This is a genomic window from Cysteiniphilum marinum (assembly GCF_014857925.1).
Taxonomy (GTDB): domain Bacteria; phylum Pseudomonadota; class Gammaproteobacteria; order Francisellales; family Francisellaceae; genus Caedibacter; species Caedibacter marinus.
The window spans coordinates 100,107-122,719 of sequence record NZ_JACYVZ010000005.1 but is presented as its reverse complement, the minus strand read 5'-3'; the positions used below and the strand labels follow the sequence as shown (position 1 = coordinate 122,719).

Annotated in this window: 18 protein-coding genes; 7 read left to right on the top strand and 11 right to left on the bottom strand. The window is 36.6% G+C overall.

Going from position 1 to position 22,613, the window contains the following annotated elements; genetic code table 11:
- Nucleotides 1-9: 9 nt before the first annotated feature.
- The 6 genes from IE867_RS04715 to tssC form a co-directional block, all read right to left on the bottom strand.
- The gene (locus IE867_RS04715; RefSeq protein ID WP_192483621.1) at nucleotides 10-3,309 is read right to left on the bottom strand and encodes a hypothetical protein; all 3,300 of its coding nucleotides are present in this window, start codon (nucleotides 3,307-3,309) and stop codon (nucleotides 10-12) included.
- Between the two features lie 12 nt (nucleotides 3,310-3,321).
- Nucleotides 3,322-5,205: a hypothetical protein gene (locus IE867_RS04710; RefSeq protein ID WP_192483620.1), complete on the bottom strand. Its 1,884-nt coding sequence runs from the start codon at nucleotides 5,203-5,205 to the stop codon at nucleotides 3,322-3,324.
- Nucleotides 5,206-5,209: 4 nt separating this feature from the next.
- Nucleotides 5,210-5,896 carry a DotU family type IV/VI secretion system protein gene (locus tag IE867_RS04705; RefSeq protein ID WP_192483619.1) on the bottom strand — a complete coding sequence of 229 codons (687 nt, stop codon included), beginning with the start codon at nucleotides 5,894-5,896 and terminating at the stop codon, nucleotides 5,210-5,212.
- A 62-nt stretch (nucleotides 5,897-5,958) separates the two neighbouring features.
- Complete coding sequence (gene tssB, locus IE867_RS04700; protein WP_192483618.1) at nucleotides 5,959-6,588, bottom strand: type VI secretion system contractile sheath small subunit; 630 nt, start codon at nucleotides 6,586-6,588, stop codon at nucleotides 5,959-5,961.
- Between the two features lie 108 nt (nucleotides 6,589-6,696).
- The gene (locus IE867_RS04695) at nucleotides 6,697-7,314 is read right to left on the bottom strand and encodes a hypothetical protein (RefSeq protein ID WP_192483617.1); all 618 of its coding nucleotides are present in this window, start codon (nucleotides 7,312-7,314) and stop codon (nucleotides 6,697-6,699) included.
- 34 nt (nucleotides 7,315-7,348) lie between these two features.
- Nucleotides 7,349-8,896, bottom strand: coding sequence for a type VI secretion system contractile sheath large subunit (gene tssC / locus IE867_RS04690; protein WP_192483616.1), 1,548 nt, complete (start codon nucleotides 8,894-8,896; stop codon nucleotides 7,349-7,351).
- Nucleotides 8,897-9,075: 179 nt separating this feature from the next.
- On the opposite strand from tssC, the gene tssK reads away from it, so the two are divergent.
- The 3 genes from tssK to IE867_RS04675 are packed head-to-tail and all read left to right on the top strand — an operon-like array spanning nucleotide 9,076 to nucleotide 12,536.
- Nucleotides 9,076-10,344, top strand: coding sequence for a type VI secretion system baseplate subunit TssK (gene tssK, locus IE867_RS04685; RefSeq protein WP_192483615.1), 1,269 nt, complete (start codon nucleotides 9,076-9,078; stop codon nucleotides 10,342-10,344).
- A 9-nt stretch (nucleotides 10,345-10,353) separates the two neighbouring features.
- Nucleotides 10,354-11,757, top strand: a complete 1,404-nt coding sequence (gene iglH, locus IE867_RS04680) for a type VI secretion system baseplate subunit TssF/IglH (RefSeq protein ID WP_192483614.1) — start codon at nucleotides 10,354-10,356, stop codon at nucleotides 11,755-11,757.
- Entirely contained in the window at nucleotides 11,754-12,536 is a 783-nt protein-coding gene (locus IE867_RS04675; protein WP_192483613.1) for a hypothetical protein, read from the top strand. The genes iglH and IE867_RS04675 overlap by 4 nt, the downstream gene beginning before the upstream one ends.
- On the opposite strand, the gene IE867_RS04670 is transcribed toward IE867_RS04675, so the two are convergent.
- Nucleotides 12,508-13,248: a helix-turn-helix transcriptional regulator gene (locus IE867_RS04670; protein ID WP_192483612.1), complete on the bottom strand. Its 741-nt coding sequence runs from the start codon at nucleotides 13,246-13,248 to the stop codon at nucleotides 12,508-12,510. The genes IE867_RS04675 and IE867_RS04670 overlap by 29 nt on opposite strands.
- 280 nt (nucleotides 13,249-13,528) lie before the next feature.
- Between IE867_RS04670 and glpX the strand changes: the two genes are divergently transcribed.
- The 4 genes from glpX (at nucleotide 13,529) to IE867_RS04650 (ending at nucleotide 18,113) form a co-directional block, all read left to right on the top strand.
- Nucleotides 13,529-14,494 (top strand): class II fructose-bisphosphatase, encoded by a 966-nt coding sequence (glpX, locus tag IE867_RS04665; RefSeq protein ID WP_192483611.1) that lies wholly within the window; start codon nucleotides 13,529-13,531, stop codon nucleotides 14,492-14,494.
- A gap of 13 nt (nucleotides 14,495-14,507) precedes the next feature.
- Nucleotides 14,508-15,380, top strand: coding sequence for a LysR substrate-binding domain-containing protein (locus IE867_RS04660; RefSeq protein WP_192483610.1), 873 nt, complete (start codon nucleotides 14,508-14,510; stop codon nucleotides 15,378-15,380).
- A 90-nt stretch (nucleotides 15,381-15,470) separates the two neighbouring features.
- A complete protein-coding gene (locus IE867_RS04655) occupies nucleotides 15,471-16,454 on the top strand; it encodes a TDT family transporter (RefSeq protein ID WP_192483609.1) in 984 nt (327 codons plus the stop codon).
- Nucleotides 16,455-16,709: 255 nt separating this feature from the next.
- Nucleotides 16,710-18,113: an MFS transporter gene (locus tag IE867_RS04650; protein WP_192483608.1), complete on the top strand. Its 1,404-nt coding sequence runs from the start codon at nucleotides 16,710-16,712 to the stop codon at nucleotides 18,111-18,113.
- 200 nt (nucleotides 18,114-18,313) lie between these two features.
- Here the strand turns inward: IE867_RS04650 and IE867_RS04645 are convergent, their stop codons facing one another.
- From IE867_RS04645 to atpA, 4 genes are read right to left on the bottom strand one after another with little or no spacing between them, the layout of a single operon-like run.
- Nucleotides 18,314-18,766 carry a F0F1 ATP synthase subunit epsilon gene (locus IE867_RS04645; RefSeq protein ID WP_192483607.1) on the bottom strand — a complete coding sequence of 151 codons (453 nt, stop codon included), beginning with the start codon at nucleotides 18,764-18,766 and terminating at the stop codon, nucleotides 18,314-18,316.
- A gap of 12 nt (nucleotides 18,767-18,778) precedes the next feature.
- Nucleotides 18,779-20,155 carry a F0F1 ATP synthase subunit beta gene (atpD, locus tag IE867_RS04640; protein ID WP_192483606.1) on the bottom strand — a complete coding sequence of 459 codons (1,377 nt, stop codon included), beginning with the start codon at nucleotides 20,153-20,155 and terminating at the stop codon, nucleotides 18,779-18,781.
- Nucleotides 20,156-20,173: 18 nt separating this feature from the next.
- A complete protein-coding gene (gene atpG / locus IE867_RS04635) occupies nucleotides 20,174-21,052 on the bottom strand; it encodes a F0F1 ATP synthase subunit gamma (protein WP_192483605.1) in 879 nt (292 codons plus the stop codon).
- Between the two features lie 12 nt (nucleotides 21,053-21,064).
- Nucleotides 21,065-22,606 (bottom strand): F0F1 ATP synthase subunit alpha, encoded by a 1,542-nt coding sequence (atpA, locus tag IE867_RS04630; protein WP_192483604.1) that lies wholly within the window; start codon nucleotides 22,604-22,606, stop codon nucleotides 21,065-21,067.
- Nucleotides 22,607-22,613 lie beyond the last annotated feature (7 nt).

The window sequence follows — 22,613 nt, the reverse complement described above, 5'->3', positions numbered from 1 at the left end:
AATGGTGTGCTAAATTTCTTGCGCCAGCATTGATAGCTTATCAACCGTCGCTGATTTTAATGAAATATCAACATTAACACCTGTTTTAGGAATCATCACTTTCCATTTACCATTTTGTTGATTAGCTGCATAATCCTGTAATAGTGCAAAACCATTAACATAATTTTTACTGCTATTATAAACCTGACCATTATTAAGAATAATTCCTACTTTTAAGGTAAGTGGCTGCCACCAGTTAATTTTCGCTTTTAGCCAACCAATATCTGTATTGATGCCATAGAATGTTTGATTATCAAAATTTACAAATGCATATTTTATACCCTGTCCTTCAGACGTAATATTGCGATATTGATCAATATGTATTTCAGCAGGAAGTGACTGCGGATTACCCTTGGCATCCTCTAAATCTATTATTAGTGATTGCAATTGGTTAATCGCATTAATATCTGCAGTATCAATTGGACAAGTATTTAAATAGGTGATCTTTTTACAGACATACTCGCCACTGTCATTTTTAATTAAAAATGGTGAGACTAAATCAAAGTAGCTTTTATATAGACTTGACTGCCCCAACAACAGATCATTTAACATTCTTAAATTCACCGTCATCTTTGCAGCCGGAGAAAATGGATACATCCTAGCAAATCGAGTTGACAATGCCGTAGTAAATTTTTGCCATTTTTGTGCCAATTGTTTCTCAATAAGTTTAACACCATGCCTTACGACCATATGTACCGGAGATAGCAAACTGTCAATAAGCGATTGTGGAATATTCTGCTGTTTCAGGACTGATGACAACATTTTACTATACGAGTTATCACCTTCAATTAGCTCATTTTTAGTTATTTTTATAATCGCATTACTCGGCTGTGATAATTCAGTAGCTAACTCTGATAAAATATCAACATATTGCTGTCTTAACTGCTGATTACTCAAAAATGCATTTAAAGAAGTGAATTGATTGCTAATTTCATTAGTGAAGGGATAATCTTTCATTAACACCTCTTTAGTGTTCTCGTTATAAAATGAATAGATCAACTGCCAAACTTGGATAGAACTTATCTGCGTCAAATAGTTTTTAATTCCTATTAAGTATTGAGGCTCTCCTTTAGATTGTTGCATTAGCAGATTAGACATTAAGTTAGTATATGTTTCGATATATTGATTGGTATAATGATCAACAACTTGCTTCTGCCAAGTATCAAGCACATTCATATTAGCTTGTTTCCCAAGCGATGCACTGAGCTTCTTATAGTCACCAATAATTTTTACCACATATTGATCTAGCCCCTCTTTAGTATATATCAAGGGAATGGAATAATTTTGAAAGCTCACCAATGTACTATCTGATTGTGTTTGCTTTAATATGTCATAGTTATTCGCACTTACGACCATTGCACTAATGGAGTTAACTCTTGCCTTTAAAAGGCTTTCAACCATTTTTTGTTGTAATGGTGAGTCCATATGTTTTTTAAGATCACCAACCATCAATTGTGTTTTATTGAGCAGGGAAACAACCTGACTTAAGGAATCAATTGTACTTGGCAAATCCAAATAGTTTTTAAAGGACTTCACTTGAATTAAATCATTTAAATGCTGGTAATCTGATTTGCTAATCTGTGTTTTAATTGATGGAATATGTGATTGTTGAGGGTAAAGCATATGTGTCAGCCAATTATCTGTATGTGATAATGACGTCAACAAATTCACTTTGACCAAAGGCAAAAATTCTTGCTCTATAAATCGCTGCCAATCATTAATCGTCACTGAACTTGAAGATAATAAATACTTGAAATACGCATCGCTAATTTTCACTGTATAATTATCGCTACCTGTTAATGAAGTATTACTGTTTACAATTTTCCCCAAATCTGAAGCATCAAAGTTAGCCGCATAATTTAAGACCGTATCAATTTCATTAGCATTTAAATCAGTTATTTCTTGCCAAACATATTTATTTTGTTGAATGATTTTTCTAACGTCATCATGATTTGCCACGAATAAATAAGACATTAAAATTCGCGTTGTTTCGGTTGGTGTTTTAGCAATAAGTGCTTTCACCTTGGATAAGATTTCTTGACTATACGCCCTATTTAGCACTTTAGTAATATAGTATTGCGGTAGTAGGCTAACCCCATATGCTGATGGGTCTGATGCCAACTGATCACGATATGCTTCTTGGAGTTGACTGATATCTAAAGGCGTGTCGGCATAATTAATATTATTTGAAATATCATCTACTTGTGCTTGAAATCCAATCGCATTTGCAAGTAACACAGAAGAATAAACAACACCAATAACACCAACACCATAGCCACTAACCGCAGGATAATTGATATTTATTCCCTTCTTATCACCTGATAATACAAAGCTGAAGATATTTTGTTGATATGATGTTTTTTGACGCGGCATATATAATAGTAAATTGCGAATACTCTGTGGTGAATTGGATATAATCGCAGCATAGTAATGCTCGACACTATTTTGATAGGTCAGCACCTTTTGTAAGAAGTTATGGATTTCACCGACTTTTTGAACATTATAACCGACTGCCTTGATAATCTCAGTTTCATGTTGCTCAAAGTATTGTAATGGTAACTTTACCCATTCCTTAACCATCAAATTAGCATCTGAAACTCTCTCTTCCGAAATCGTTTTTATCGGGATGTATTCACTGACCATTGACAGCTTTTGATACGCATCATAACCCTCAAGATTTTGCATTGAAAATGACAAGCTCACAATCGGTTGAATTTCTAATTTTTGAGCAAAAATATTTAAGCTAGATGCCACAAGCATTGCTTTTTTCTGTGTTAGATCATCTAGCTTATCGTGAACGACAACAATAGGAATACGCTTTGTTTTTTGAGATATCTTCAACCAACATGCTTCTAATGCATCAAAATCAACTTGATCTAAATCATGCAACTCATGGATAACAAAATTGTTTGATAAATAAAAACAAGAATCTTTATTAATACTTGATTTATTTCCCGCAATTAGCTCTCCTAACCCTGTCTCATCAATTACAAATTGATCCTGAGCAAAATTAAGTAATAAATAAGGTTGTTTATTGGATAACCCTGGATAAACATTTGCAGGTAATCTGCTGAGACAGGTCCTTAATCCTTTAAGATAGCGATTTTTTGTCGATGAACGAAATATACCCTTTGAAATTGAGACAATAAAATTAGCTAATTTTTTAATATATTTCTTATACCTTCTCCAAAAAAGGAGCAGCACAATAATAACAGCAACAATTGCAATTGATGACCCATAATTTTTCAAAAAAGTTAATAAAATACTCATATGCATTACCTCTTAATCTGTCAATTTAAGTGTGAAGCCATCTTTGTTGATTTGTAGCGTTTTTTTACCACTATCATTGTTTTGCTCAATATATAGAGCACTATCTTGGCTATCTACTTCATAACGTATTGTTGCTTCATTTTGACTACCCCAGTTTATACCCGTCACCTGCGCTGTTTCAGATGCAAATATGTCTGAGTTAACATGGTGTATAAGTGATCCTGAAATCTCTATGTATTCACGATGCAAATCAACCCATACTTGTGTATTATTTCTTAAAGGAAAATAAGCTTGGCTTAATAAATTATTAGGCTTAACCACTGCGGCAAAGCTGTTACTTGCCTCATCGTCAGCAAGTAATAAACTCGGCAACTCAATATGGTACGACATTTGATCATCGCTATAAGGTGTGAATCGATGATAGCTCGTATTATCCGATGGCTGCTGTGAAATATCTGATGCAGTTTTGGTGGCGCCCTGATAAACTGATGTTGCATATATGTCATCTGTTGATGCATCGTCTTTTATCACACATGCTTGCGCTTTAAATGCTGTCGTTTTTTGATATGCAGGTAAGTCTATTGCTGTTGATTTATCAGAAATAAGTGTTAATTTAGTTGCAATATTGAGCGGCATTTTCTGATCTATCATCTCATTTGTTAGGCGACTGTGACTGTCAAAAGCACGATAGTCTTGTAGATCTTGGTGAAACTTAAATTCAAAAGCAATTGCTGTTATACGATAACTGTCATTTAACTCGTTAGCATATGAGTCAAAGAAACCATCTGGGAAACTGAATCCACTAACAGGGTAAAGTGGCAACTGCGTCGGTAAATTGCCAAATTCTAACTGTATTAGGTAAGCAGATGAGTCTTCATTTTGTTCCTTTTTCTCAACATAATTAACATATTGCTGATATTGATTTGGAATTTGGTAATAACTAGGAGCGACTCTTGAAAACACGTCATCAGTCAACCCCCTGTCTATCGATGATAGTTGTGATTTCGGCAGCGGATAACTGATATTTGCAATATTACACTTCCCTAGTGCTTGTTGTGTATTTAGTAATAGCACTTTATCTAGTTTATGTGTATCGGGAGTAGATAAAGTGCCATTACTAACCTCATACTGACCAGCATAGGTTTCGACCTGACTGCTGATAAAGTATTCTTGCTTGTCATAATTAAAATAAAGCTGTAGTTGGTAATCATATAACCACTCTATCAAGGAGTTATACAATCCAAACTCAATACTATTAATACATATATAGGGTTGCTTATCTTGAGTAAATTGAGTCAGCGCATCATCAATTTCAAGCTTGACGAGATTTGAGAATGCTGAAGACATTGAGGTTATAACATCTTTATAAGTGCTGTCTTGAAAGACCTTGATTGTTTTAATTTTCTTGGCAATGGCAGCTAAAGGGTCTGAAAATGTAAAATTGAATACTTGATTTGCCTCATATACTTCACACTGCTGTTGGTCTTGAAACTGATTGAACTTGATTTCAGATAAACTCAATAAAGTGCCTGGATTTTTTGATAATGGATCAAAAACTGCCATAAGTTTAATTGTATTGCTCTGCATTGGCAGTGTATTCGCATTGGATAGCTGTATATGATCTCTGACCTGCAATATAAACTCTAATGCAAACATTCCTCTATTATTTAAAAGAAAACTTAAATCTTCATTCATTGAGTTTTTAGAGGATAACGTAAAACTAATTTTACCTTCAAAACCATATGTTTTAAGATTAAATACTAATTGATCTATATACTTGGGCGCAATAACAACACCATCGCCTTGTGTCTCAAAACGATCATTCAACGGCTTTACTACTAGTGATAATGCATCATAATAGACCTTGCGCTGTAACGTGTTCGTATTATCGAGCATAGCCTTACCTCAGTATTAAGAATAGATAGCTACTACAAACAACCGCAATACCTAAAATTGCGGCACTTATGTAGTGTGATTTAGTTAAAAATCGCTTAGACCATCGCGATTTAGTTGACTGTAGTGTTTGATGTATAGACAAACTCTCAAGCACATTTTCATAGCCTTTATTAATAACATCGCATCCAGATTCATTCTCAATCATCGTTTCAAGCGTCTTCTCATACAGCGTAATATTATATTGATTGGCAAGATGGTATTTCCCCTTAAAACCTTCTTTTAATAGCAAGTTGATCTGTATTGGAATAACAATCGGAACTTTGACTTCTTTAGCCAAAATAGCATCAATCATTCTGAAGAAATGCTCTCCACCATCTCGTCTTTGAAAAAACTCTGTTTGCAATGACTCCCAGCTCGCTTTGGATAAACTCATATGATTAAATAAATATAAGTTCACTTTTTCATCACAAAAACTGACCAATGGAAATAGAATATAAAATAGAATGCTCTCAGAATATTTCTGTTCCAAATTACTTTTAAAACATTCTATTTTTTCTACTAATACCGTGCGATAGATTGTTAGATTATCAGTGGCTTTTTCTTTTTCTAGCTCTGGATGAACATACTTTTTAATGTCTTGTGCTTGTTGAACAATATCAAGCCATAGCATCCATAATGTTTGATGATCCATCAGAAATTCCCCATATGCTTCTTTTTGGCAAAATGTAATTTAAAATGAGATAATGTTGAGCGTTACTCTTTATCTTTTGGTTGTTCCTCTATATTTTCAGCACTTTCTTCACCCTCAATCAATGCCGTTGTATCAGCCACATTAGCTGCTTCTTCTAGAACTTTGGGCACATGCTTATTGGCATTTAATAAGGCATTATATTCCTCAATATTAACCAAGGATTTTTTAATTATTTCTTTATTCTCAGCATTAGCAAGCATCTCGCGAATTTTCTCTTGAAACGCTCGATTGTTATCAAAGGTTGTCTCAAAATTTGCAACAATCTCTTTTAATCGTAATAACTTTTTAAGTGCAGGAATCTGATTTGCCAAAGACAATGGACTAAAGGCATTGATATTCTTAAGTTGTAGATCAATATCAAGTCTATCTGTTTGATGTGGCGTAATTCTATTATTGACACTAATCGTTTTACTAATATCTAGCTTTGACAATACCGCATTAACGCCCCCCTTACCATTTAATACTGTTCTATCATAATATGATTTTTTCATCTCCTTAGACTCACCAAGAGAGAAGTCACCCATAATAAGAATCTTAAGTGGTAATTCTTTTTTCTTTTTTTCATTATTTGCCGAGACAATATCATAAGTAATATTAACTCTAGAGCTTGGAATTTTTTGCTTATACGACATGGTTTTCTCCTGAGTACGTCAAGAATTTAAAGGAAAATATTTAGCTGCATCCCCCTAGCAAAGCAACTTATGCAACTAAATAAAATTTACGTCATTGATAACAACTATCTAGGCGTTGGCAACCTTGAAAGATTGAATATTATTAGGTTGTCTTGTTTGTACGTGTATAGTTGATGACACATCTTCTGAATAGTTACCGCCTGTAATATGTATTTCAGCAAGATTACCTTTGTCATCAGGAATAATCTGGATATTATCCTTAGCTACTCTAAACTTAATGGCATCATCAACTTTAACACCATAAGTAAATGTCATTTCCTTATTATCTAAGATAATTTGATTCTCATTAAGCTCAGAAATTTCAAACTCCATGACAGGTGTGCTGCCCATATTATCAAGCTTATCTGAAATTGCTTGACCCTGATTATAAGTAATATAACCAGACAAAGACACTTGTGCATCAGTTTGCTTTGGATAAAGAGGAAATGTTGCCTGCGTGATTAGAATCGGTGCATCTTCTGTTGTCCCCAATTCAGAACCACCATCTTGAGCAGCAAACTTATCATCTGCAGCAGTACTTGCAAATGAAAAGCTCTTGGCATAAAAGCGCGCAGCATGCGCAAGCTCTCTATCTCCTGTGTGTCCTTTTATCCACGCATTATGTACAGAGCTAAACGTAACATGACCATTTGATATTTGCACATTTTGAGAACTTATTACTGACATATATAGACTCCTTTTCTTGTTTTATTGATTATTCTTATTCACTATCAGATTCAGCTTCATCGCTTCCCTCACCAATCGGTAATTTGGTTGCAAGACGCAGTGAAACATCAATACCCTCTAGTTGAATATGTGGTACAAGATCAATTGAGCAACCATACCAACCAAGTTTACCTGGTTGCGGTTCAACTTTGACACTTGCCTCTTTAAACGGAAAATAGGCTAACGTCACATCACTTGGATTAGATGCTATCGTTACAAAGCCATTTAACCAATCTGACAAAAAGGTTTGAACTTTTTCCTGATCATAGTTCGAACCAATTCTGTCTCTCACCATTGATTTTACATAATGCGCAACACGAGATACTGAAAGCGTATATGACAGGTTAGAATTGGCTTGAATACTTTCCATTAAATCTAAATTCTCCAGATTGTCGGGAACGAACTTTGCTGATTGAACGCTAAAAAAACATCCACCTTCGCCACGTTTATCTCCAACAAAAGGGATAAGACCCGCTTTAGAGAAAGCATACTCTTGGGAGTCTGATATAAAGTACTCAACACTCCCTGTTTTTTGCTTATAATTGCCAATTTCAAATTGATACGTTGGGATATCTTCAATCAATCCGCCTCCCAAAGGACCACGAATATACTGGCACCAACCTGTTTTTTTGAATGAAGTAATAATATTTCGTGCCAACAACCCAGATGAAAAACCCCATACATAAGACTTTTGATCAAATGGGTTATTAAGCTTTTCACGGAAAAAGCTAACCGAATATTGATTCCTTGATCCATATAGCTCAGTTGAGCTATCATCATAAGGACGTCTAATTAAATATCGTGGAAAAGTCATGCCGACATAGGCAGATTCTTCTGTTTTTCTAAATTGATTCCACATTTTAAATTTAGAACCTTCTAATAATCCTTCTAAATCCTTAACCTCATCAAACTCTTCAAAACTACTATAACCAAAAAACTCAGGTCCAATATTGCTAATAAAAGGCGTATGTGCAGATCCTGCAATCTTGCCTAAATTAGATAGCACAAAGAAGTCATCATACGTATTTTGAATATCAAACATGCCAACACTAAGCGCATAAGGCTCTCCACCATATTGATCATATTCATCCCGATAAATACGTTTGAATAAATTTGAACCAGTAAAATCAGCACTGTTTAACTCAAAATCATCTAGCAACTCTTCTTTGGTTAATTCCAAAAGGCAAATTTCAATATCTTTTTCATCAGCTGCTTCATGGAATATGTCACGTAATGATAACCAAATAGACTCAAGATATTTGAAGTCTTTATTTTGAATAATCTCATTAATTTGCGCATCCACTAACTCATCAATTTTTAGCTTAATCCGAGACGTAACATCCTTGGAGAAAAAACTGCTTTTATCATCTGACATTACTAAGGTTAAAGCCGTTAGAAATTCTTGTAGCTCAGACTCTTCTGTGACATTTTTCTTATCAACGGGAACAACATCATTAAATTTTGTCGACGAAATTAGTTCAGAAATGTCACCAGTTACATTTAAATTAGCTGACTCTACTAATTGGATAATTTGATCACTCATATATTACTCCTATCATTGGACTTGAGTGCATTATGTTTGTTTTTCATTCCCATCGTTACCGCATAAATACGGGCATATTTTGATTTATAGCTAATCACATGCCCTACCGTACTCAAACGGTAAATAATCTTTAAGTAGTTGACTATTATTTATCTTATTAAACACTACAGGGCGACATTATGAATATTCACTGGCATAACGGAATGGTGCTTTCAGCACAAGCATTTACGATTGATGATCAGATCAAAACAGCAAATAGTAATTGCAATACTTTATTGGCAACTGATTTGATCGAAAAAGATATCTTTATCTCTTTGGAGTATGATGAAAGCGCACTTACTTATAATCGTTTTGTTCTTAATAACTTAACGCTTTTATCTAAAACCGGTGAGGTGATTACTCACGAGAATTTGAAACGATGTAATCCAGTTGATTGTTTTAGCTATAACTTAAGTTTACTCGGTACCAAAGAAGAAAATATTAGTTTATATTTACATCTAACAAAACAACAAAGTCTATTGCATGATACTGAACAGTTAGAAATCAACGGCTATCAGCTACTGCTTGATATAAAACCGACACATAATGAATGTCTGGGTATCAAACTAGCTCATTTCAGGTACAACCCCAATAGTTTAAAATGGGAAATTCAACAAAATTATATTCCTCCCGTTTTTTATTTAGATAATCTATTCATGAGCCCAACACGTTACGCCATGCAAAAGCTTTTAGAGAGTGTTCAAAACTTTATTAGCAAAGAGTTATCTGCTCTTGCAATCACTGAAAGCACGACAATTACAATGCTTAACTTTATTAAGCAGACCTGTTTTTATTTAAGTTATGAGCTCCAAAAATTACAGTTGGGACAAATGAGAATACGTATCTGTGATATTTACGAGCAGTTTTATCGTCTCTATGTACAAATTTCTTTTATTAAAGGCATCGAGAAACCCAAAAAACTGTATTTAGATTTTAATGACTATTATATGAGCTTCCAAAATCTATTTGATGCCATTGCTGAAATTTTCTCACTCAAGCTAAATCATAAATCATTTATCAACAGTGAATTAACAAATTTAGCTAACACATATCAATTCGCACTTGATGAACGTGCTCAGCTTGCACGTGATGTCTTTTTAATTATCAAACGAAAAGATCTATCAAAAACGCTCGTACAAGATGACCTTTATCTTGCAAGCAAATCTCGACTTATTCACATGAAAAACCTTGCTGTTTCGGGCATTACACTAACTCATTACAAGGGTTCACTTAATGAACAACAAATTGATTTGAGTGTCTGTCAGGTATTCAAACTTGAACTTGATCATAATGAATGGCAACACTCCATTAATGAGAAAAGCTTATGGGTCGAAATCAACCCAACATTTGATGATTGTATTTTGTACCTTTATCTTGATCTGGCTCAAGCTTATGTAGAGATATCTTAGGAGACACCGATGAAGCATAGCGAAAAAGGCATTGATAAACTTGATTCTAGGGATCAAGCAAAACATTTAGTCGAATCTTTACAAGATCTTTTAGCCAGTCATTTTAAGACCTTATCTCAAAATTTTGAACAACAGGTTGCTCTGGAGCGAAATGCTTACTATATCAAACAATACCCTTGGTTTTTTCGCCATACGCCTTTTATATACCTTTGTAAAATTAAAGCTAATAGCTCTAACTTTCCTAAACATATCGATTTTTCTCAACGTTTTCATTTTAGTGATGGGTTAGAAAATTGTGAGATGAGATCCTTAAACAATCAAGAACTGCATAGTTTTGAGCTTTCTCAATGCCAAATCAAAGACCATAACCTCTTTCTTGACTTTCAAGCTTCCCATACATGTGACCTACCTCAAACACTATGTTTAAATCTAATTAACTCGAATATCAACCCGTCATATATCATTTGGCTATATCAACTTCTGAGTGCAAAAGACTTCTGCTATGTGAGCACAAACAATCATAATGCCATTAAAGTCAAGCATGAAAAAAGTGCTTTAGCATCTCTTAACTCATTTGAAAATTTAAGACTACGTTTAAATCACCCTGAAAAAATGCAAGAGTTGAATATTCCTATACCATTCAAGCAAATACAAACTAATCAATTTACTATTTGCTTTGAGCTTGAACCTAATGAGGCAAAACTCATAGATGTAGAGATTGTTCAAACACTTATTCATACCAATATTTTCAAACTTGGCGCCCTTAGTCCCAATAACTCAACTTCACTATCAATTGGTATTGATAAAAGTAAATACCCTATCCATTTTGAGGATAATCGAGTTCAATTGCAGTCATTACTTGAAATCTATGACGAAGACTATAATGCAATTAATGATCGTTATTACTCACTTCACACCAGTGACTATAAAAGCTTTTCACTTTCTCTTGCTCATGGTTATATTGAAGATGTTTTGGACAACATTATTGAGCCTCAGCAACGCTGGATATTATCAACACTTTGCTGCTATAGCTATCAATTCAAAAAACAGCGTCTTTCTCATATGCAAGTCAATTTACAACACTATCATATTTCAACAATGAAGATTGAGTACATTTCTCACATACCTTTTGAATTTGCTGATCTTAATAAAGTTGAATTACTTGATACTTTACGCAAAAACCATCAGCAGTTAAATTATGGTGATATCAAAAATATTTGTCGAACACTTAAACTTACCAATTGTCATGACTACTTTATTAATTATATTTCGCAACTTGATCAACTCAATCCAAAAAATACTTGGCAAGCTTTTAAAACTTATGATACCAAAGATATACAGCAATCATTAAATCAATATTTCTCACGCCACCTTCAACGTTTTATTAAACTTAATCAGGTGATAAAAATATGATTAAAAACAAGTCGCAAATGCAAAAAATTGCTAGAATCCAACAATTAATACCCTCGATGTCTCCTGAGCTACTAATCGCTGCACTTTATTTAATTGGTATCAAAAAAGAAACTATTGTCTTTCGTCGCGAGTCACGTACTTTATCTATTCATCCGGGCTTTACCAAAATAGAATGGATAAACGATAAAGTCTATATTTATGCGAACTTAGCAACAATTGATAGACGTTTATATGACTCTTGTACCCAACTCACCCATCTAGCACCCACCCAAACACAACGTATCGATCAATTGATTGATGATTTTCTTCGTGCTCATTTTCTTGGTGTATTCCCCTGCTTGAATCCTTCAGTTAATACAACAATTGAACAGCTTTTCTTAAATAGGCTATCACAATCACCTTCAAAAATACTTATCGAAACACATGTCAAACGTGTTATAGACTTTCCATCTAAAGTAAACGTAAGTTATGGTATTCAGCCTCAGTCAACAACACCAAATCATTTACTTGGTAGAATAACAGCAAACGCCAAGAACTTTCATGTTATACCTGTGGTATATATTGCGATTTCAATCAATACAGGATCTTCTATAGCAAAAGCACAGCAACAATATCAAAGGCTTCACAATAAATTAAAACAAATATTAAAGTCATATCAGCTTAAGCTTGAGATCTCTCATCCACAAGAAATCACCTACTTAAGAAACAAAAAGTTAGGTCAAGATAGTTTAATAGAATCTAAATACTCAATTATGCAGACAGAAGGTATCTCCGATTAAAGGTCTTAATCTTATAATATAGTTCATACTTGTTATTGCATGAAAACTTCACTTTAAGACGCTCAATATAATCATCAACCGTTCTTTTTGAAATTTCAAGCTGCTGAGCAATATCACTAGAACGTATGATATTGTCATAAATCATCTGAAAGCACTTTCTTTCCAAAGAAGTTAAAGGAACTATCTCAGCTGACTCCTTTGTATCTCTTTGCTGTACTTTGTCTGCGTAAAATAATGTGCCACTTTCTAGTTTGTTAAACTGACTATGAAATAGACTCAATTTGGGCTTAATATTATTTTTATTTATGTCGCCAATAGAGTTGACGATAGTACTTTGCAGGTAAACCTTATTATTTAATAAATGATATCCAAACCATTTACTATCAACCCCAACACATAGAATAACAATATTATCAACATCCATGTGAGTTATGATAAAAAGCATATCTAAATTATTTTCAATCGAATTTTCTCGTGCAAAGTGACAGTCTGAATAAAAGAACTGATCTGGCAGATTGGTGACTTGATCATAATTTAAAAACAGTGAGGTTAACTCTTTGTATTCTGTTTGAGCGGCTAGTTTTATATTTAACTCTTTAATGCAATGAAAGGTTGTTTTTGTTTTAGTGACATGTATCAATGCCATGCCCATTGTATGATGGTTTTTTGCTATATTTGTTAGCTCTGGTGAAAGCAAACTTTTAATATCCATAATATACCCTTAAAAAATATTCCCGAACACATTATGTATAATATCCACTCTAAGCACTTCTGCGCATGGGGGAGGTATACCCAAAGATAATTAATTATATATCGCTCGTAAGTCATTAACACAGCAGGTTTGATGGTGAAAATATTGTAAAATGGTTCGTGAGCGATAAAAACCCATACCCTTTTAACCACACAATTGTTACAATACTGGCGATTTTCAACACGCACTGGATTCTTTGTAATCATTTTGGCAGTGCATATACAAACTAAGGGATAGAATAATGGATCGTAATTTAGCATTAGAAACAGTTCGTGTTACCGAGGCGGCTGCTTTATCTGCTTGGCGTCAAATGGGTCGAGGAGATGAGAAGGCTGCTGATCAAGTTGCTGTTGATGCTATGCGTCGCGCTTTAAATGGTCTGGATATCGATGGCACTGTTGTCATTGGTGAAGGTGAACGAGATGAGGCGCCAATGCTTTATATTGGTGAGAAAGTCGGCAAAGGCGGACCTAAGGTTGACATCGCACTTGATCCACTAGAGGGTACAACCATTACTGCCAAAGGTGGGCCTAATGCCTTAGCAGTGATTGCAATGGCAGAAGATGGTGGTTTTCTAAACGCCCCTGATGTTTATATGGAAAAGATTGCAGTAGGTGGGCATGGTATGCCGGCAGATATTATCGATATCAATGCAACACCTGCTGAGAATTTGAAAAACTTGGCGCAATTTAAAAAAGTCCCTATTGAAGCGCTAGTTGTCTGTATATTAGATCGCCCACGTCATGAAGAGATTATCCGTCAAGTCAGAGAAGCAGGCGCACGCATTGCGCTTATTGGAGATGGTGATGTTTCTGCAGTCATTGCGACAGCACAAGAAGATACCGGCATTGATATGTACATGGGCACAGGAGGGGCACCCGAAGGTGTTCTTGCCGCGGCAGCCCTTCGTTGTTTAGGTGGACAAATGCAAGGTCGCCTGATCTTTAGAAATGATGATGAAAAAGCACGCGCCAAGAAATGGGGCATTAATGATTTAAATAAAATCTATCATCTGAATGATCTAGCCTCTGGCAATGTATTGTTTGCTGCAACAGGTGTTACCGATGGACAGATGCTCAAAGGTGTCAAACGCAAAGGCCAATTTGCACAAACGCATAGCCTTGTTATGCGCTCACTATCAGGTACAATTAGACATATTGAAGCTGAGCATAACTTCAACTTCAAGAAAGGTTTTGAGCATTTATAACTTTAGGTAAAACATGCTTTCACACAAACAACTACTCATCTTTGCAGCCATTGCTAAACATGGCAGCATTACCAAAGCATCGGAGAGCTTAAGTCTCACGCAACCAGCATTAAGCACGGCGCTATCATCACTTGAGACACAGCTTGGTGTTAAGCTTTTTGATCGCATTGATCGCAAAATCATACTCAATCATCATGGGCAACAGCTTTACCCCAAAGCAATGGCACTTTTAGAAGCTACTGATAAGATTGAGCATTTTTTCAAGCACACGCAAGCACTGATTGGCAGCTTGCATATTGCCGCAAGTAACACGATTGGTAATTATATCTTACCGACACTTATCTCTTCCTTTAAACAACAGCACCCTGAGGTAGAATTATCTCTTAGCATAAGTAATAGTGAACAGGTTATTGAATCAGTGATTTCACATCAAGCAGATTTAGGATTCATTGAAAGTACCAGTTTAAGCAATCAGACCAATTGTTTTGCCTTTGCTAAAGATGAATTAAAACTCTTTGTGCATAAAGATCATCCTTTAGCCAAAGAAAAAACGGTTGATATTAAAACACTTAAAAATCACCCATTTATTCTCAGAGAAAAAGGCTCAGGCAGCCGCACAATTATTGAGCAAAACATGTTGCCATTATTTGATTATCAATTGAATTTATTCTTGGAGCTTGGCAGTAGTGAAGCCATTATTCTTGCGGTATTAAATAGCAACGCCATTGGTTGTATTTCACTATCTGCTTTACACAATCAATCAAACATTCACATCCTTGAATGCCCTGAAATGAAACTTGAAAGAGACCTGCTTATTGTGCAAAATAAACGCGCGCACATCTCAGAGCTTACCGAAGAGTGGCTTGACTGGGTTACTAATAAATAATTTCAATTCAACACATAAGTTTTAAAAAATTTTATTTATATAAGAGTCCACATAAACTAACACCATAACAATATTTAACAGGTGTTTATCATGACTCAGAGATTACATGGTTTTCTAGAAAAAATCCCAACACCAATGGCTGGTTTAGCCCTTGGTATTTCAGGTTTAGGTTGGTGTGCTGAAAATGCATTGCCAGCTAATCATAGCTTACAAATCGCTTCAGCAATTATTGCTAGCATTTTATTATTATTTGTTGCTGCTAAGTTTATTGTTTGGCCACAAAAATTGCGTCAAGACCTTGCCCACCCTGTTGTTGGCAGTGTTGTACCTACTTTTGCCATGGCTTTAATGATTATCTCCAACAGCATTAATTACGTAAGTCATCTTGCTGCTGAACTTGTATGGGTTTTTGCCGTGACTATTCATTTGCTCTTTTTAGCGGCATTTATTTATCATCGCATGCGTGAATTTAAACTACACCACATGGTACCATCATGGTTTGTGCCTCCTGTTGGCATTATCGTTGCCGATGTTGCTTTCCCTGGTGGTGTGCTACAACCATTGGCAAGTGCGTTATTATATTTCGGCTTAATCAGCTATGCCATCTTATTGCCGTTAATGCTATATCGCGTGATGTTTACGCATGAGATTCCTGATGCAGCTAAACCAACCATTGCGATTTTTGCAGCCCCTGCCAGCTTATCATTAGCTGGCTATTTAACGGTTACTCAAGACCCATCCCCTGTTATTGTCATGCTATTGTTTGGCATCGCGATATTAATGACTGCAATGATCTATTTAAGCTTTGTTAAATTAATGAGCTTAAGCTTCTCCCCTGGGTTTGCGGCATTTACTTTCCCAATGGCTATTGGCTCAACTGCCTTATTTAAAACCGCTTACTGGGCAGAGCATATTTTAAATTTAGCACCGCAATATGTTAGCCAAATCTATTACTTGGCAGTATTTGAACTCATTATTGCTGCACTCGTTATTGGTTATGTTGCTTGGAAATACTTCTATCACCTTGTCATTGAGAACCTATTTGTTGCTCAAACTGTTTCTTCTACTAACTAGCATCCAATTAATGGCAACGACAACATTCCAACCCGCTTTGATTGTATAAGCGCCGGCTGAGCGTAAGTCGAAGTCTCTATGAAGTGTGAATTTTCTATACTTACCCACTTCGACTGATACTCAGTGCATTGCTTCGATTTATGCTCTAGGCACAATGAATAATTTAGTATTATCCCAATTAAATTATCTCTAAAAAGCATCAAAAACCGTGATCTTCGACTATATTAAAAGCACAGCATAAAACGGAGTTTAAGCGTGCACATCAAAAACAATAGTCGCCTTACCACCAAATTATTGCTCGCTGCATTTATTATTTTTATTGGTATGGATTTAATTGATACAACGATCATCAACAATATCCTACCTAAAATTGCTAAGTCATTTGATATTGAACCAGTCTATCTTAAGTTTGGTATCAGTGTTTATATTCTGGTACTTGGCGTATTTTTGCTGATGAGCGCATGGCTTGCGCAAAAAATCGGTTTTAAACGCACACTGATCTTATCAGGCACAGGCTTTGCCCTTTTCTCCTTTCTTTGCGGAATTGCACAAACTGATATTCAGTTTTTCATATTTCGTGGCTTTCAGGGATTATTTGCTGCTTTTTCCGCACCTGTAGCATCCCTTGCCTACCTTGAGTATTCTAGCAACAACCAGCATGCTGCTATTTCACTCTCAAGCTATTCCGTGCTCTTAGCCATTTTGGGTCAGGTCTTAGGTGGTGTATTTGCTTACATCTCTGCAGATTCATGGCGCCTTGCCTTTTATATCAACGTCCCACTATCAATGCTCGCTATTGCTATTGTTTGTATTTATTTTCCCAAAGAGGCTGGCATTAAATCGAATAATCCCTTTGATTACAAAGGATTTATCCTCATTGGAATAACCGTAACCGCACTGTTTGCTTTCAGTGAAGTAGCAACTTTCCGTGCGGTACCGATATCCCTTAAAATACTCATCGCATGTATTGCTATTGTTTCTTGTCTTTTATATATCTATTTATATAAGAAAATTGAGACACCATTGATCAACTTTAACGTTTTTAACAATCGCCCTTTCTTAACAGTGTTTTTAATTATTTTTATCAGTCGCTTAACCACTTATTGGGTATTCTTTGCTTGGCCTGTCATACTGTACTATCTAAGCACATTAAATATGATTTATATTGCGACAATGTCCGTTTATCTAATGATTGGCTCCGTCATTGGCAATATGATCACCAAGCGGATAAGTACTACCCCGAACCTTAAAAAGACAGTTACTTTAAGCCTTATGTTAATGGCGATTATGCTTGCAGTCTCACCTGTCTTTATTTTGCATTTTAGCTATCCGTATTTCTGTGGTATGGCATTTTGCTATGGATTTGCACTTGGCTTATTTCAAGGTTCATCTAATGCCGCATTATTTGCCACCAATGATAGTGACAAGCGCGCACATATTAATACATTGAAACTCTCAGCAGGGCTTATCTCTAATTCTTTTTCATTGGTACTATTTACCGTGCTTTATAATATTATTCGCACAGTCAGTATTGATCTGCATTGGCTTGCTTTTTTCGTTGATATTGTTGTGAAGATCTCAATCATCACAGCAGCTATTCAACTAATGCTTGCGGCAGTTATGTGGTATACCCATCGTAAATCACTTTCAAGTAGATGATAAGAGTTGTAGGCGATGATAATATTCCAGTCCGCTTTGATTGTATAAGCGCTGGCTGAGCGTAAGTCGAAGCCTTTATTGATGTATGATTTTCCCAAGTGTACCCTTCGACTTATGCTCAGGGTACGATGAGCCGTTTTTGGCTAAATATTTAGTCTTAGCCGAATTGTAGAGATAGTGTAGACTACAAATAGAGATAATTACTTATCTGAATCGTTATAGTAGGCGTTAACACCTTTAAGAATTTTAAGCGCTTTTAAGCGCGCTTCCGCTTCAGCTAGAATCTGACGCGCTTGTTCGACTTCTACTTTGTCGCTATCGCGCGCTTTCTTTAATGCTTCTTCGGCTTGTTGACGCGCCTTCTCAGCAGCAGCTTCATTAAGATCCTTAGCACGTTCCATCACATCAGAGAGAATAATCACTTGATGTGGCTGAACTTCTAAGATGCCACCAGAGATATAAAGCGTATCTTTTTCATTATTTTCACGTTCAATGCGGACGACACCAGGTGGCAAGGTTGATAAAAGCTGTGTATGACCAAAGGCAATACCCATCTCCCCTTCCGTGCCTCTGAGGCTTACCATTTTGGCACGCGCCTCATAGACTGAACCTTCTTGACTCACCACATTGACTGTAAGTAGTTTATCAGACATCACTGATACCTCTTAGATTGACTTTGCTTTTTCAATCGCTTCTTCGATGGTTCCAACCATATAGAAAGCCTGTTCAGGCAAGTGATCATACTCACCCGCAACAATCGCTTTAAAGCTTGCAATCGTATCTTTCAATGGCACGTATTTACCAGGGTTTCCGGTAAAGACTTCCGCCACATGGAATGGCTGTGATAAGAAACGTTGGATCTTACGTGCACGTGATACGGTTAATTTATCTTCTTCAGATAGTTCATCCATACCTAAAATTGCAATAATATCTTTTAGCTCTTTATAGCGTTGAAGCGTTTGCTGAACACTGCGTGCCACTTCATAATGCTCTTGACCAACCACTAATGGATCTAACTGACGAGATGTTGAGTCTAATGGATCAACCGCAGGATAGATACCTAACTCAGCGATTTGACGTGACAATACGATTGTTGCATCCAAATGCGAGAAAGTCGTTGCAGGTGATGGATCTGTTAAGTCATCCGCAGGGACATATACGGCCTGAACAGAAGTAATTGAACCTGTTTTTGTTGAGGTAATACGCTCCTGCAATACACCCATTTCATAGGCAAGTGTTGGCTGATAACCAACGGCAGATGGCATACGTCCTAAAAGTGCTGATACTTCTGTACCTGCTAATGTGTAACGGTAGATGTTATCGATAAACATCAATACATCACGGTTCTCATCACGGAAGCTTTCAGCAATCGTCAAACCTGTTAATGCCACACGTAAACGGTTTCCTGGTGGCTCATTCATTTGCCCGTAAACCAATGATACTTTATCTAATACATTAGAATCTTTCATCTCATGATAAAAGTCATTACCTTCACGTGTACGCTCACCAACACCCGCAAACACAGAGAAACCACTATGCTCTTTAGCGATGTTATTAATAAGCTCCATCATAGTAACGGTTTTACCAACACCAGCTCCACCAAACAAGCCAACCTTACCACCTTTAGCAAATGGACAAATAAGGTCGATTACTTTAATTCCTGTTTCAAGAATCTCAGCACTTAACGCTTGATCTTCAAATGCAGGCGCTTTTTTATGGATTGGCTGTTTTTCATCAGACTTGATTGGTCCACACTCATCGATTGGGTTACCCAATACATCCATGATGCGTCCCAAAGTACCATGCCCTATAGGCACTGAAATTGGCGCATTAGTGTTTTTGACTTCCAAACCACGCTTTAAACCATCAGATGAACCCATCGCGATACAACGCACGACACCGTCACCGATTTCTTGTTGTACTTCTAATGTTAATCCTGTTTCGTTAACAATTAGCGCATCATAAACTTTTGGCACATTATCGCGCGGGAAAGTTACGTCAATCACCGCGCCGATAATTTGGCTAATTTTACCCATACTCATTTTTATGTCCTCTTAAATTTAAACTGCCGCAGCACCGGAGACAATCTCCGCGAGCTCCTGCGTAATCATTGCTTGACGTGCTTTGTTATATTGCAACTTCAGTGAATTAATAATATCACCAGCGTTATCAGTTGCATTTTTCATCGCTAGCATTCTGGCTGCCTGTTCACACGCGAGATTCTCAACCACGCCACAGTAAACTTGTGACTCAATATAACGCACTAACAACACATCTAATACGCGCTTAGCGCCTGGCTCATACAAGTAATCCCAATGCCCTGTAATCGATTTATCTTCTTTTACAGCGCCTTCTTTCGGTTTAAGGATCGGTAATAACTGCTCTTTAGTCGGCTGCTGTTTGATGGTGTTGACAAACTTATTGCTAAACAGCATTAAGTTATCAAGCTTATTTTCATCAAATGCTTTAACCATTACCGATACGGCACCAGTAATTGAGCTTATCGTGTCACCATCGTGAAAGTTGGCAACAGAGACGATATTGACCTTACGTAAACGCTTAAAAAAGCTTTCCGCTTTAGAACCAATCAAGCATAAATCAACTTCAACTTTCTGCTCTTGGTAATGCCTAATCGACTTTAATACCTCTTTAAACAAATTAATATTCAAGCCACCGCATAAACCACGATCTGTTGAGATAATTACCATACCAACACGTTTAACTTCACGTTCTTGGAAGTATGGATGTGTATACTCCATGCTTGCACGCACAACGTGATGAATAATATCAAGCGCATAATGAGCGTAAGGTCTTGCTTCTTCCATACGATCACGCGCCTTGCGCATCTTACTGGCTGCAACCAACTCCATCGCACGCGTAATTTTCTGGGTATTCTTAACGCTGTTAATTTTAGTACGTATTTCACGACTACCAGACATGATACCCTCCTATTACCAAGATTGCGTTTCTTTGCACTCTTTGATCACTTTTTCAAGTTGAGCGGCAATCTCATCGTTATAGTTGCATGTTTTATTGATCTCATCCATCAATGCTTTATGCTGACTTTCAGCAAAAGCATGCAATGTGGACTCAAATGATCCAACTTTGCTTAGCTCAATCTCATCTAAATGGCCTTTATCAACAGCATATAACGACAATGCCATTTTAGCGATGCTCAGTGGTGAGAATTGCTTTTGCTTCATCAATTCCATTACACGCTCACCACGCTTTAATTGCGCGCGTGTTGCATCATCTAAATCTGAGGCAAATTGTGAAAACGCTTCAAGCTCACGATATTGTGCAAGAGCCAAACGTACACCACCACCTAGCTTTTTAATGATCTTAGTTTGCGCTGATCCACCCACACGCGATACTGAGTTACCTGCGTTAATCGCCGGACGAATACCTGCGTTAAATAAATCTGTCTCTAAGAAGATCTGACCATCGGTAATTGAAATCACGTTAGTTGGAACGAATGCTGAAATGTCCCCTGCTTGTGTTTCAATAATTGGTAATGCAGTTAATGAACCTGTTTTACCTTTGACTTCACCGTTTGTTGCTTTTTCAACGTACTCAGCATTAACACGTGCTGCACGCTCTAACAATCTTGAATGAAGATAGAAAACATCCCCAGGATACGCTTCACGCCCTGGCGGACGACGCAACAATAATGAAATCTGACGATATGCCCATGCTTGTTTTGTTAAATCATCATAAATGATCAAAGCATCTTCACCGCGATCACGGAAATACTCACCCATCGCACAGCCAGCGTAAGGTGCTAAGTATTGAAGTGCTGCTGAATCAGCTGCATTAGCTGCAACAATGATCGTATGCGCTAAAGCGTCGTGTTCTTCTAATTTACGAACAACTTCAGCTACTGATGACGCTTTTTGACCAACAGCAACATAAATACACTTCACACCAGTATCTTTTTGGTTGATGATCGCATCGATTGCTACTGCTGTTTTACCCGTTTGTCTGTCACCGATAATCAACTCACGTTGACCTCGCCCTATTGGTACCATCGCATCAATTGCTTTAATACCTGTTTGCACTGGTTGGTCAACTGATTGACGCCAAATCACGCCAGGAGCTACTTTTTCAACAGGTGAAGTGACGTCTGTCTTGATGTCACCTTTGCCATCGATTGGATTACCCAACGCATCAACAACACGACCTAATAAGGCTTCACCTACTGGCACTTCTAAAATACGTCCTGTGCAATACGCTTTTTGGCCTTCTTGAATATGCTCATAATCACCTAAAACCACGGCACCAACTGAGTCTTGCTCAAGGTTAAGGGCTAGGCCATAAACACCACCAGGCAACTCAATCATCTCACCTGCGGCAACTTCATTTAGACCATGTATTCGGATAATACCATCGGAAACAGAAACGATAGTACCTTCTGTTTTTGTTTGTGGCGCATTGTCAAATTTGGCAATACGCTCTTTTATTAATTCACTAATTTCTGCTGGAGTAAGCTGCATAGTCTTT